Origin of the sequence: Pseudomonas sp. FSL W5-0203 (genome assembly GCF_001896155.1) — a bacterium.
In the GTDB taxonomy this organism is placed as follows: domain Bacteria; phylum Pseudomonadota; class Gammaproteobacteria; order Pseudomonadales; family Pseudomonadaceae; genus Aquipseudomonas; species Aquipseudomonas paracarnis.
Map to the genome: position 1 here is coordinate 19,930 of NZ_MPOR01000051.1, position 13,286 is coordinate 33,215.

The 13,286-nt window shown below is 61.9% G+C and carries 12 protein-coding genes; 2 read left to right on the forward strand and 10 right to left on the reverse strand.

Annotated elements, in window-relative coordinates; all coding sequences use genetic code 11:
* Positions 1-2: 2 nt before the first annotated feature.
* The 5 genes from BOP96_RS26580 to ctlX form a co-directional block, all read right to left on the reverse strand.
* Positions 3-716, reverse strand: a complete 714-nt coding sequence (locus tag BOP96_RS26580) for an ABC transporter permease (protein WP_014719024.1) — start codon at positions 714-716, stop codon at positions 3-5.
* A complete protein-coding gene (locus tag BOP96_RS26585) occupies positions 713-1,414 on the reverse strand; it encodes an ABC transporter permease (RefSeq protein ID WP_014719023.1) in 702 nt (233 codons plus the stop codon). Before BOP96_RS26585 ends, BOP96_RS26580 begins: the two co-directional genes overlap by 4 nt.
* A 138-nt stretch (positions 1,415-1,552) precedes the next feature.
* The gene (locus tag BOP96_RS26590; RefSeq protein WP_014719022.1) at positions 1,553-2,332 is read right to left on the reverse strand and encodes an ABC transporter substrate-binding protein; all 780 of its coding nucleotides are present in this window, start codon (positions 2,330-2,332) and stop codon (positions 1,553-1,555) included.
* Positions 2,333-2,559: 227 nt separating this feature from the next.
* Complete coding sequence (locus BOP96_RS26595) at positions 2,560-3,606, reverse strand: ornithine cyclodeaminase (RefSeq protein ID WP_014719021.1); 1,047 nt, start codon at positions 3,604-3,606, stop codon at positions 2,560-2,562.
* A gap of 11 nt (positions 3,607-3,617) precedes the next feature.
* Entirely contained in the window at positions 3,618-4,544 is a 927-nt protein-coding gene (gene ctlX, locus BOP96_RS26600; protein ID WP_014719020.1) for a citrulline utilization hydrolase CtlX, read from the reverse strand.
* Between the two features lie 283 nt (positions 4,545-4,827).
* Between ctlX and BOP96_RS26605 the strand changes: the two genes are divergently transcribed.
* The gene (locus tag BOP96_RS26605) at positions 4,828-5,721 is read left to right on the forward strand and encodes a GNAT family acetyltransferase (RefSeq protein ID WP_014719019.1); all 894 of its coding nucleotides are present in this window, start codon (positions 4,828-4,830) and stop codon (positions 5,719-5,721) included.
* Positions 5,722-5,972: 251 nt separating this feature from the next.
* On the opposite strand, the gene BOP96_RS26610 is transcribed toward BOP96_RS26605, so the two are convergent.
* From BOP96_RS26610 to BOP96_RS26630, 5 genes are all read right to left on the reverse strand, one after another.
* Positions 5,973-6,992, reverse strand: coding sequence for a branched-chain amino acid aminotransferase (locus tag BOP96_RS26610; RefSeq protein ID WP_014719018.1), 1,020 nt, complete (start codon positions 6,990-6,992; stop codon positions 5,973-5,975).
* Positions 6,993-7,197: 205 nt separating this feature from the next.
* Positions 7,198-8,577, reverse strand: coding sequence for a dihydrolipoyl dehydrogenase (gene lpdA, locus BOP96_RS26615; protein WP_014719017.1), 1,380 nt, complete (start codon positions 8,575-8,577; stop codon positions 7,198-7,200).
* A 4-nt stretch (positions 8,578-8,581) separates the two neighbouring features.
* On the reverse strand, positions 8,582-9,847 hold the full coding sequence (locus tag BOP96_RS26620) for a dihydrolipoamide acetyltransferase family protein (protein WP_014719016.1): 1,266 nt from the start codon (positions 9,845-9,847) through the stop codon (positions 8,582-8,584).
* The gene (locus BOP96_RS26625) at positions 9,848-10,906 is read right to left on the reverse strand and encodes an alpha-ketoacid dehydrogenase subunit beta (protein WP_005789444.1); all 1,059 of its coding nucleotides are present in this window, start codon (positions 10,904-10,906) and stop codon (positions 9,848-9,850) included. It abuts the gene before it with no gap.
* A gap of 1 nt (position 10,907) precedes the next feature.
* Positions 10,908-12,143: a 3-methyl-2-oxobutanoate dehydrogenase (2-methylpropanoyl-transferring) subunit alpha gene (locus tag BOP96_RS26630; RefSeq protein WP_014719015.1), complete on the reverse strand. Its 1,236-nt coding sequence runs from the start codon at positions 12,141-12,143 to the stop codon at positions 10,908-10,910.
* A gap of 195 nt (positions 12,144-12,338) precedes the next feature.
* On the opposite strand from BOP96_RS26630, the gene bkdR reads away from it, so the two are divergent.
* A complete protein-coding gene (bkdR, locus tag BOP96_RS26635) occupies positions 12,339-12,827 on the forward strand; it encodes a Bkd operon transcriptional regulator BkdR (protein ID WP_003174877.1) in 489 nt (162 codons plus the stop codon).
* Positions 12,828-13,286 lie beyond the last annotated feature (459 nt).

Sequence of the window (13,286 nt, forward strand, 5' to 3'; positions counted from 1 at the left end):
GGTTAGCCTCGGGTAGGAACAAGAAAGCGCATCCAGCGACGTTCGGCCAGCCTGAACAGGCCCACCAGTGCAAAGGACAGCAGCATGTAGAGCAGCGCGGCGATGCCGAAGGCCTGGAAGGTCAGGAACGTCTCGGCATTCGCATCGCGGGCGACCTTGAGGATGTCGGCGACGGTGGCGGTAAACGCCAGTGACGTGGCGTGCAGCATCAGGATCATTTCATTGCTGTAGGCCGGCAGGGCGCGACGCAATGCGGCGGGTACGATCACAAACAGGTTCAGCCGCCAGCCGTGCAGGCCATAGGCGCGTGCCGCTTCGATCTCGCCATGGGGAATGTTGCGGATTGCCCCGGCGAAGATTTCCACGGTGTAGGCGCAGGTGTTGAGCACAAACGCCAACAGTGTGCAGTTCAGCGCGTTGCGGAAAAACTGGTTGAGCAGGGCGTTGTCCTGCACCACTTCCAGGCTGTACAGCCCGGTGTAGCAAATCAGCAGTTGGATATACAGGGGCGTGCCACGGAACAGGTAGGTGTAAACCTCCACCGGCCAGCGCAGCCAGAAATGCTCTGAGACGCGTGCCAGCGCCAGGGGGATCGACAGGCCAAAGCCGAGCACCACCGAGATAATGAACAGCCACAAGGTCATGGCGACACCGGACAGGCCGCTGCCATCGCTGAACAGATAGGCCAGGCCGTATTGCTGGAACAGTTCGATCATCGCGCCATCCCCTTGATGCCCAGGTTATAGCGCCGTTCCAGGCGCTTGAAGATGCGGTTGGAGAGGGTGGTAATCACCAGGTACACCAGGCCCGCGAGGATCAGGAAGTACAGCGGCTCGCTGGTGGACTTGCCGGCGTTCTGCGCGGCCTTGACCAGGTCTGACAGGCCGATGATGGACACCAGCGCCGTGGACTTGAGCAGCACCAGCCAGTTATTGCCCAGGCCAGGCAGGGCAAAGCGCATCAGTTGCGGGAACAGCACCAGGTGAAAGCGCTGCCAGCGGCTCAGGCCGTAGGCGGTGGCGGCTTCCAGTTGGCCCGCCGGCACACTGAGGATCGCACCCCGGAAGTTCTCGGTGAAATACGCACCGTAGATAAAGCCCAGGGTGATCACCCCGGCGGTAAACGGGTCGATTTCAACGTAGTCCCAGCCGAACGCTTCGGTCAGGTCGTTGAGCCACAGTTGCAGGCTGTAGAAGATCAGCAGGATCAGCACCAGGTCCGGCACGCTGCGGATCAACGTGGTGTAGAGCGTGGCCGGCACGCGCAGCCATTTGGCGCTGGAGAGTTTGGCGCCAGCGGCGACCAGGCCCAGCGTAAGGCTCAGAGCCAGGGCGAGGAACGCCAGCTTGAGCGTCATCCAGGCACCCTGGGCCAGCATGGGGCCGTAGCCTTGCAGGTTGAGGAGGTCGTTCATGGGGAAGATCTCGAAGGAGTGCACGGATTTACTGTGGGAGCTGGCTTGCCTGCGATAACGGTGGTGCAGTCACGGCGTGGGTGCCTGAAGCACCGTTATCGCGGGCAAGCCCGCTCCCACAGGGGCACGGGTTGCCGGTTACTCGTTGTAGATGTCTTGATCGCCAAAGTATTTCTTCTGGATCTGTGCGTAAGTGCCATCGGCCTGGACGGCGGCGATGCCCTTGTTGATCAGCTCACGCAATGCCTGGTCGTTCTTGCGCAGGCCCATGGCGATGTCCAGCGGCAGGGTCGGGTCCTTGAAGGCCGGGCCGGTCTTGAAGTCGGCGCCTTCGGGCTTGGACAGGAAGTTGAGCTGGGCTTCGAGCTTGTCCGTCAGGGTGGCGTCGAGGCGGCCGTTTTGCAGGTCGGCGTAGTTCTGTTCCTGGGACTGGTATGCCTTGATCTGTGCACCGAGCTTGGCCAGGTGCGCTCGGGCATAGGCTTCCTGCAACGAGCCTTGCAGCACGCCAACGTGCTTGCCGTTCAGCGACTCGGGGGTGTCACCGAAGGTGGCGTTTTTGCGGGTGATCACCGAGGTGGGGCTGAGGAACAGGCGGTCGGTGAAGTCGATGACTTTCTCACGAGCCGGGGTCACGGCCATGGAGGACATGATCGCGTCGAACTTGCGCGCACGCAGGGCCGGGATCATGCCGTCGAATTCGTTGTGCACCCAGGTGCATTTCACTTCGAGCTTGGCGCAGATAGCGTTGCCCAGTTCGATATCGAACCCTTGCAGGCTGCCGTCGGCGGCGACAGATTCGAAGGGCGGGTATTCGGGGAACACGCCAAACCGGATTTCTTTCCAGTCCTGGGCGTGGGCAGCGGTGGCGCACAGTGGCAACAGCAACGCAGCGAAGAGTGATCGCAGAGGAGTCATGTGTCGGTCCCTATATTTTGTAATTGATGTCAGGGGCAGTGAATAACTGGGAGCAGAGAATGCTTCATGGTGGTGCGTTTTTTGTGTCGTTTACCCCCTGCGCAAAGCGCAAATTGCGCTGTTAAAACAAGCAATGCAGCGGAATCGGCTGCGGCACCGGCAAAATCGGCTTTTAACCCACTAGAATCTGGCCTGCCCTGGGCGCAAAGCGGCAGGCCAGAGCGGTTTCAGGCGCGCTTTTTATGCTGTACCACAGGTTGCTGGGCCAGGCGTGCGAACAGGTTTTTCGGGTCGGCCAGGTCCGGCACCAGCTCCAGCTCGCTGCCCACATCCGAGGCTTTGGCCACGTCCAATACATAGCGCAGGGCCGAGTAGTCTTCGATGGCAAAACCCACCGAGTCGAACAGGGTAATTTGGCGGTCATTTTCGCGGCCCGGCTGTTGGCCGTTGATCACTTGCCACAGCTCGGTGACCGGCGAATCTTCCGGCATATGCTGGATTTCACCTTCGATGCGGCTTTGCGGTTCGTACTCGACGATCACCCGGGCGCGCTCGACGATGCGGCGGTCCAGCTCGGTCTTGCCCGGGCAGTCACCGCCCACGGCATTGAGGTGCATGCCTGGCTCGATCATCTCGTCAGTCAGGATGGTGGCGTAGGCTTTGTCCGCAGTCACGGTGGTGACAATGTCCGCGCCTTTGACTGCCTCGGCGACGCTGGCGGCCAGGATCACCTTGATCGCCGGGAACGCCTTGAGGTTGGCGGCGAGCTTGGCGGTGGCCTGGGGGTCGATGTCGAACAGGCGGATTTCAGTAATACCGAGCATGGCGTGGAAGGCCAGGGCCTGGAATTCGCTTTGGCAGCCGTTGCCGATCAGCGCCATGCTGCGGCTGTTGGCGCGGGCCAGGTAGCGGGCGACCAGGGCCGAGGTGGCGGCGGTGCGGATCGCAGTGGTCAGGGTCATTTCCGCCAGCAGCACCGGTTTACCGGTGTCGACGTCGCCCAAGGCACCGAACGCCATCACGGTGAGCATGCCGGCCAGGGTGTTTTTCGGGTGGCCGTTGACGTACTTGAAGGCGTACAGCGAGGCGTCGGACACTGGCATCAGCTCGATCACCCCATCCGGTGAGTGGTTGGCCAGGCGCGCGCATTTCTCGAAATCCTGCCAGCGCAGGTAGTCGGCGCGAATGTAGTCGGCCATTTCGGTGATGCAGGTTTGCAGGCCTTTTTGCGAAACCAGGTAGCTGAGGTCGTTGACGTCGATATAACGGGTCATGGCAAGACTCCTTATTGAAATGAGGGACGGGCCGGCAGATGCACTTCGGCCAGCATGCAGCGGGCACTGCCGCCGCCGATGCGTTCGATGTTGTCGATATTCACCACCACCGGCCGCGTATGGCGTTCCACATGCTGACGCTGCGCCGGATGCAGGGCGCCCCAGGCACTGGCGGACATCACCAGCAACGGCTGGCCGTCCCGGTCGTGGACCTCCAGCATGTTGCCGGCGAAGGCTTCCAGCTGGTCGAAGTCCAGGCTGAGGATGTCTTTGCCGGTATCACGCAGGGAGCGTTCCAGGGCCAGGCGTTCGCGGTCGTCGGGCAGGGCCTGCAGGCACACCACCGCGAGGTCGCGGCCAACGCTCATCATCACGTTGCTGTGGTAGATGGGTGCCTGGTGGCGGTCCAGGGCGTGGAACACGCAGAGTTGGTAGTCGAGGCGTTCGGCAAACTGGCGCAGGGCCGCGTGGTGGGTGCGCCCCGAATGGCAGGCGTAGCTGATGCGGTGCTGGCGGTCGAGTACCATGCTGCCGGTGCCTTCCAGGAAGATGTTCTGTTGTTCCAGGTGGCTGAGATCGATGGTGGTGTTGATCGCAAAGCGCTGCTCCAAAACTTGCAGCACGCCCTTGTTGCGCTCCAGTCGGCGGTTCTGGCCTTCCATGGGGTAGAGCACCAGGCTGCCGTCGGCATGGCTGCTCCACCAGTTGTTGGGGAAGATCGAGTCGGGCGTGTGGGGCGCCGGCGTGTCCTGCACCACCAGCACCTCCACGCCGTGCTGGCGCAAGGTGTCGACATAACCGTCGAACTCCTCCAGCGCTTTGTGCTGTGCACTGAGCGGGTCCAGCGGCGGGCGTTGGAAACGGTTGTTGATCGCGGTATCCGGGTTGAAGGCAAAGCGCGCCGGGCGGATCATCAGGACGGTGTTGGTGGTTTGCATGGGGGCACGGGTCCGTTGGGGATCTTGTGCCGCTATTGTGTGCGTTGCGGGGAAAGGATCCCGGCTGAAACGGCGGGGTGGCTCAGCCAAGAAAGCTGAAAACGGGAGTGGCGCAGCCGAATCGGCTGCCAGATTGAAATACGATCAAACTGTGGGAACTGGCTTGCCTGTGATAGCGGTGTGTCAGCCCCATTCATCTGGCTGGCCCACCGCTATCGCAGGCAAGCCAGCTCCCACATTGGTATTGTGGTGATTGTTATCGCTGTGTCAGCCAGGAGGAACCATGTCTACCGCTGTTCGCCTTGCCCAACCGTCCGATGCCGAAGGTATCAGCCACGTCATCCTGGCTGCGCTGCACAGCAGCAACGCACGTGATTACCCCGCGGATGTGATTGCGCGGGTTGCCAGCAACTTCACCCCCGACGCTGTGCTGGCATTGCTCCAGCGGCGGGTAGTGTTGGTGGCGACTCAGGCTCAACTGATCGTCGCTACGGCCTCACTGGATGGCAATGTGGTGCGCTCGGTGTTCGTCAACCCAGCGCTGCAAGGGCAGGGCATTGGCCGATTGTTGATGATCGAGATCGAACTGCGCGCCCGTGAAGCCGGCGTGACGGTCTTGAGCGTGCCGTCCTCGCTGACGGCGCAAGCCTTCTACGCCAAGTTGGGTTTTCACAACGTGCGTGACGTGTACCACGGCAATGAGCGCACGTTGGTGATGGAAAAAACGCTGTTGTCCCGCCACCCCATAGGGCCTTATCGCGACCGTCAACACCGTGCCCAGGTGATTGAGTTATGGCAGCAGGCGTTTGGCTATGACACCGCGCATAACCTGCCGAGCCTGGCGATTGATAAGAAACTGGCGGTCAACGACGGGTTGTTCTTCGTTGCCACCGACAACAAAGCCGTGATCGGTACCATTCTCGCCGGCTATGACGGGCATCGTGGCTGGTTGTATTCGGTGGCGGTGCATACCGACTATCGGCGCCATGGCCTGGGATCGTCGCTGGTGCGCTATGCCGAACAGGCGTTGACGGCGCTGGGTTGCATGAAGATCAACCTGCAGATCACCGGCGGCAATGACGTGGTGGTGGGGTTTTATGAGGCGTTGGGGTATGGGGTGGAGCCGAGGATCAGTATGGGCAAGAAGATTGCCGAGAATATTGCGCCACGCTCTTGAAAGCGCAGAAACCAGTGTGGGAGCTGGCTTGCCTGCGATAGCGGTGGGCCCTTGATCGTTCCCACGCTCTGCGTGGGAATGCCGCCTGGGATGCTCCGCGTCCCGCCGGACAACAGGTGACGCGGAGCGTCAGGGGATGCATTGCATTCCCACGCGGAGCGTGGGAACGATCATATGCTGGCTGACAGATCGCTATCGCAGGCAAGCCAGCTTCCACAGGGGTTTTGTGGTGTCGCTGGCTTTCGTGGCTGTCAGACCTTGACGATCCAACCCGCCGGCGCTTCAACGTCACCGGTCTGCACACCGGTCAGCTCTTTGTAGAGCTTCTGGGTGATCGGGCCGACTTCGGTCTCGCTGTGGAACACATGCAGCTTGCCGTTGTACTGAATGCCGCCGATAGGCGAGATCACCGCAGCGGTACCGCAGGCGCCGGCTTCCTTGAACTGATCCAGCTTGTCGATGAACACTTCGCCCTCGACCACTTCCAGGCCCAGGCGGGTCTGGGCCAGTTCGATCAGCGACAGGCGGGTGATGCCTGGCAATACCGAAGGCGACTTCGGCGTGATGAACTGGTTGTCGTGGGTGATCCCGAAGAAGTTGGCCGAGCCGACTTCTTCGATTTTCGAATGTGTCATCGGGTCCAGGTAGATCGCGTCGGCGAAGCCGAATTTCTTCGCTTCCGAACCGGGCATCAGGCTGGCGGCGTAGTTGCCACCGACCTTGGCGGCACCGGTGCCTTGCGGCGCGGCGCGGTCGTAGCCGGAGATCTGGAAGTTGTGCGGCACCAGGCCGCCCTTGAAGTAGGCACCGACCGGGATGCAGAACACCGAGAAGATGAACTCCGGCGCGCTACGCACGCCAATGTTGTCTCCGGTGCCGATCACGAACGGGCGCAGGTACAGCGCGCCGCCACTGCCGTACGGCGGGATGAAGCGCTCGTTGGCCTTGACCACTTGTTTGCAGGCGTCGATGAACGCGTCGGTCGGCACTTGTGGCATCAGCAGGCGGCCACAGCTGCGCTGCATGCGGGCGGCGTTCTGGTCCGGGCGGAACAGGTTGATCGAACCGTCCTTGCAACGGTAGGCCTTCAGGCCCTCGAAGCATTGCTGGCCATAATGCAGGGCAGTGGAGCCCTCGCTGATGTGCAGCACATTGTCGTCGGTCAGGGTGCCAGCTTGCCATTCGCCGTTTTTCCAGACCTGGAGAAACCGCTTGTCGGTCTTGATGTAGTCAAAACCCAGCTTGTCCCAATTGATGCTCTCGTTACCCATGACACCCTCTATCTCTGGTCAAGTCGGATTTTTTTTCTGGATGGGCGCAACAATACTGCATTCTTGGCCGGTGTGGGAGGAGGGCGGCGGACCATTCAACCTCTGCATTGGCTAATGCACCGCTATCGCGGGCAAGCCCGGCTCCCACATTGGAATGCATTCCAAGTGTGGGAGCTGGCTTGCCTGCGATAGCCACGCCACGGTTTTACAGGTGCAACGCGTGGCCCAACGCCCGCAGCGCGGCTTCCTGCACCGCTTCACCCAGAGTCGGGTGGGCATGGATGGTGCCAGCCACATCCTCCAGGCGCGCACCCATTTCCAGGCTCAGGCCGAACGCGGTCGACAGCTCGGACACTCCGGCCCCCACGGCTTGCCAGCCAACAATCAAGTGATTGTCACGTCGCGCCACCACCCGCACGAAGCCGGCTTTGGACTCCAGCGTCATGGCCCGGCCATTGGCGGCGAAGGGGAAGCTCGACACAATGCAATCCAGGCCGGCAGCCTTGGCCTCGTCCGGGGTCTTGCCGACCACCACCAGTTCCGGGTCGGTAAAGCACACCGCCGGAATTGCCGCCGGGTTGAATTCGCGGGCCTTGCCGCTGATCAGTTCGGCAACCATTTCGCCCTGGGCCATGGCCCGGTGCGCCAGCATCGGCTCGCCGCTGAGGTCGCCGATGGCGTACACGTTGCGCATGCTGGTCTGGCAGCGGCTGTCGATCTTGATCGCCACGCCGTTCATGTCCAGGTTCAGCGCTTCGAGGTTCCAACCCTGGGTGTTGGGTTTGCGCCCCACGGCGACCAGCACCTGGTCGGTGTCCAGCGCCAAGATGTCGCCGTTGGGGGCGCGCACCTGCAGTTTGCCGTCGGCAAAGCCGGTGACGCTGTGTTCCAGGTACAGCTTCACGCCAAGTTTCTTCAAGGATTCAGCCACCGGCAGGGTCAGCTCGGCGTCGTAGGCCGGCAGAATGTGCGCCTGGGCCTCGACCACGCTGACGTCGGCACCCAGCTTGCGGTAGGCAATCCCCAGTTCCAGGCCGATATAACCACCGCCCACCACGATCAAACGTTTGGGTACATGGGTCGGTGCCAGGGCTTCGGTGGACGAGATAATCGGCCCGCCAATCGGCAGCATCGGCAGGTTGACGCTTGTCGAGCCGGTGGCCAACAGCAGGTGTTCGCACTGGATGCGCTGCTCGCCCACCTCGACGGTCTTGCCGTCGATGACTTTGGCCCAGCCATGGATCACCTGCACCTTATGTTTTTTCAGCAGTGCGGCGACGCCGGTGGTCAGGCGGTCAACGATGCCGTCTTTCCATTCCACGCTCTTGCGGATGTCCAAAGTCGGTACATCCACCTCAATGCCCAACTGCGAGCCCTGGCTATGGTGCACGGTTTGCTGGAACTGCTCGGCCACATGGATCAGCGCCTTGGAGGGAATGCAGCCAATGTTCAGGCAGGTGCCGCCCAGCGCCTGGCCTTCCACCAGGATGGTCGGGATGCCCAGTTGGCCTGCGCGAATCGCCGCGACATAACCGCCGGGGCCGCCGCCGATAATCAGCAGCGTGGTGTGCAATGTCTGAGTCATGCCCTTACTCCAGGAACAGGCTGGCGGGTTGTTCGAGCAGGCCGCGAATGGCCTGGATGAATTGCGCCGCGTCCATGCCATCGACCACGCGGTGATCGAAGGAGCTGGAGAGGTTCATCATCTTGCGCACCACAATCTGGCCCTTGATCACCATCGGCCGCTCAACGATACGGTTGACGCCGACGATGGCCACTTCCGGCAGGTTCAGCACCGGCGTGCTGACAATGCCGCCCAAGGCGCCAAGGCTGGTCAGGGTGATGGTGGAACCGGACAGCTCATCGCGGCTGGCCTTGCCTGTGCGTGCGGCATTGGCCAAACGCGCGATTTCTTCGGCAGTGCCCCACAGGCTGCGGGCTTCGGCGTGACGTACCACCGGCACCATCAGGCCCACGTCGCTCTGGGTGGCGACGCCCACGTGCACGGCACCGAGGCGAGTGATGACCTGGGCTTCGTCGTCGTAACGCGCATTGATCTGCGGGAAGTCGCGCAAGGCTACCACCATGGCCCGCACGATAAACGGCAGCAGGGTCAGCTTGCCGCGTGTCGCACCGTGCTTCTCGTTGAGATGCACGCGCAACTCGTCGAGGGCGGTGACGTCGATTTCTTCCACGTAGCTGAAATGCGCGGCGCGCCGGGTGGCGTCCTGCATGCGCTGGGCGATCTTGCGGCGCATGCCGATCACCGGGATTTGGTGTTCGTCGTTGCGCTCGGCGTAAGGGTTGGCGGCACTGGCGCCCGTTGCCGTGCCCTGGCGCAAGTAAGCCTCCAGGTCTTCATGCAGAATTCGGCCGGCAGGCCCTGTGCCCTGGACCAGGCGCAGTTGAATCCCGGCATCCAGCGCGTGTTTGCGCACGGCAGGCGAGGCCAATGGGCGTTCGCTGGCTTCACGGGCCACGGGCGCTTGCGGCGCTTTCACTGCTGCAGCGGGCTTGCTTTCTACCGGCGCCTGTACCGGTTTGGCTTCGGCCACAGGCGGCGCGGCCTTCGCCGGCTCGGCAACCACGGGTACATCCTTGGTATTGCCTGCGCCTTCTACTTCAATGCTGATCAAAATACTGCCCACTGCCATGACCTCACCCGGCTCGCCGCCGAGGGAAATCACTTTGCCGTGGACCGGCGAGGGAATATCCACCATCGCCTTGTCGGTCATCACATCCGCCAGCACCTGGTCTTCAACCACCAGGTCGCCGACCTTTACATGCCATACCGACAATTCAACTTCCGCGATGCCCTCGCCTATGTCCGGCATCTTGATAACGTGCGTGCCCATTCAGACCTCCATGACCCGTTTCAACGCCGCGCCCACTCGGGACGGCCCTGGGAAATACGCCCATTCCTGCGCGTGCGGGTAGGGGGTGTCCCAACCGGTGACGCGTTCGATCGGCGCTTCCAGGTGGTGGAAGCAATGCTCTTGCACCAGCGAGACCAACTCGGCACCAAAGCCGCAGGTGCGCGTGGCCTCATGCACCACCACGCAACGGCCGGTCTTTTTCACCGACTTGACGATGGTTTCCAGGTCCAGCGGCCACAGGCTGCGCAGGTCGATGACCTCGGCGTCGATGCCGGTTTCTTCAGCGGCGACTTGCGACACATACACGGTGGTGCCGTACGTCAGCACGGTCACGGCCGAACCCGGACGCACGATGGCGGCCACGTCCAGCGGCACGGTGTAGTAACCGTCCGGCACCTGGGCTTGGGGGTGTTTCGACCACGGCGTTACCGGGCGGTCGTGGTGGCCATCGAAAGGGCCGTTATACAGGCGCTTGGGTTCGAGGAAGATCACCGGGTCATCGTTTTCGATGGAGGCGATCAGCAGGCCCTTGGCGTCATAGGGGTTGGACGGCATCACCGTGCGCAGGCCGCAGACCTGGGTGAACACCGCTTCGATACTCTGGCTGTGGGTCTGGCCGCCATAGATGCCGCCACCGCAGGGCATGCGCATGGTCAAGGGCGCAGTGAACTGGCCGGCCGAGCGATAGCGCAGGCGCGCCGCCTCGGAAATGATCTGGTCGGTGGCGGGGTAGACGTAGTCGGCGAACTGGATTTCGGCCACCGGGCGCAAGCCATAGGCGCCCATGCCCACGGCCACGCCGACGATGCCGCTTTCCGAGATGGGGGCGTCAAACACCCGCGAGCTGCCGTACTTGGTCTGCAAGCCTTCGGTGCAACGGAACACGCCGCCGAAGTACCCGACGTCCTGGCCGAACACCACCACGTTGTCGTCACGCTCAAGCATCACATCCATGGCCGAGCGCAGGGCCTGGATCATGGTCATGGTGGTGGTGGTCATGGCGGTTTCCAGTTCGATGCTGTTGTTGTGGTCGTTCATGTCACACCCCCAACTCTTGACGCTGGCGCTTCAGGTGCTCCGGCATCTCTTTATAGACGTCCTCGAACATGGTCGCGGCGCTTGGAATCTGGCCACCGGCGAGGGTGCCGTACTGTTCGGCTTCCTTCTGCGCCTTGACCACTTCGGCTTCAAGTTCGGCACTGACCGCCGCGTGTTCCTCTTCGGACCACTGGCCAATTTTGATCAGGTGCTGCTTGAGGCGGGCAATCGGATCGCCCAGCGGGAAGTGGCTCCAGTCGTCGGCGGGACGGTACTTGGATGGGTCATCGGAGGTGGAGTGTGGGCCGGCGCGGTAGGTGACCCACTCGATCAGGGTGGGCCCCAGGTTGCGGCGCGCACGCTCGGCAGCCCAGGCCGAGGCGGCGTACACGGCGATAAAGTCGTTGCCGTCCACGCGCAGGGAAGCGATGCCGCAACCGACGCCGCGTCCGGCGAAGGTGGTGGCTTCACCGCCGGCGATGGCCTGGAAGGTGGAAATCGCCCACTGGTTGTTGACCACGTTGAGAATCACTGGCGCGCGGTACACGTGGGCGAAGGTGAGGGCGGTGTGGAAGTCCGATTCAGCAGTGGCGCCGTCGCCGATCCAGGCCGAGGCGATCTTGGTATCGCCCTTGATCGCTGAGGCCATGCCCCAGCCCACGCCCTGCACGAATTGGGTGGCAAGGTTGCCGGAAATAGTGAAGAAGCCCGCCTCCTTGACCGAATACATGATCGGTAACTGGCGGCCCTTGAGCGGGTCGCGCTCGTTGGACAGCAGTTGGCAGATCAGGTCCACCAGCGGCACCTCGCGGGCCATCAGGATGCTTTGCTGGCGATAGGTGGGGAAGCACATGTCGTCGATATTCAAGGCCAGGGCCTGGGCGCTGCCGATGGCTTCTTCGCCAAGGCTTTGCATGTAGAACGACATTTTTTTCTGACGCTGGGCGACCACCATGCGGTTGTCGAAAATGCGCGTCTTGAGCATGGCGCGCATGCCGCGGCGCATGATCTCGGTGGAGACACCCTCGGCCCACGGGCCAAGGGCCTGGCCCTGATCGTCGAGCACGCGGATCAGGCCCTTGGCCAGGTCGGCGGTGTCGGCCGGTTCTACGTCGATGGCGGGTTTGCGTACCAGGCCGGCGTCGGTCAAACGCAGGTAGGTAAAGTCGGTCTTGCAGCCTGGGCGGCCCGAGGGTTCGGGAACATGCAGGCGCAGCGGTGCATACGGCTGGGTCATGGCTTTCTACGCTCTATCTTGTGAATTTCTTGTAGTGGGCGCGCTAGCTGACAGTCAGTCTTCGGGTAGAAGAAATCTTGTCCTACAACAATCATAGGCGTGGCGTAGAAGAATATTTATCTGTGTTTCATTGCGCTCACGGTCATTTGCGGATAAAAAAACTGCATAAACATAATAAACAGGTGATTTTGTCTCATGCGCAAACTGGACCGTACCGATATCGGCATTCTCAACGCCCTGCAGGAGAATGCCCGGATCACCAATGCCGACCTGGCCCGCTCGGTCAACCTGTCGCCCACGCCGTGTTTCAACCGGGTCAAGGCGATGGAAGAACTGGGGCTGATTCGTGAGCAGGTCACGCTGCTGGATGCTGATTTGCTGGGGCTGCACGTCAATGTGTTCATCCATGTGAGCCTGGAAAAACAGAACGAGCTGGCGCTGCAGCAATTCGAAGGGGCGATCTCGGATCGGCCTGAGGTGATGGAGTGCTACCTGATGGCCGGCGACCCGGACTATTTGATCCGGGTGTTGGTGCCCACGATCCAGTCCCTGGAGCGCTTTATGATGGACTTTTTGACCAAGGTGCCGGGGGTGGCGAACATTCGCTCCAGCTTTGCCTTGAAGCAAGTGCGCTACAAAACCGCATTGCCATTGCCGGCCAACGGCATCAGCCTCGGTTCCTGATTCAACACGGGACAAAATGTGGGGCTTGCCTGGGATGACGGCCTGCCAGCCGACGCCAATCTACCTGACACCCAACGATCCAACTGTGGGAGCTGGCTTGCCTGTGATGGCGGCCTGACAGCCGACGCCAATCTACCTGACACCCCCGCAGTCCAAATGTGGGAGCTGGCTTGCCTGCGATGACGGCCTCCCAGGCGACACATATCTACCTGACACCCCCGCAATCCAACTGTGGGAGCGGGCTTGCTCGCGAAGGCGGCCTGGCAGGCGACACAGTTGGATTGTGTACATATCGATTCCTGCGGTAACGGCCACCTAGGGTTCCGCTTTTACAGCGGGCCACTTTTGGAAAAGAGCCCCAAAAGTAACCAAAAGGGCTCTTGCCCCACCACTCGGCACCTCGCCCAGGCTCGGTGTGCCCGTAATCCGCCAGTGATTTGGGGGGCCGCCGCCACGCGC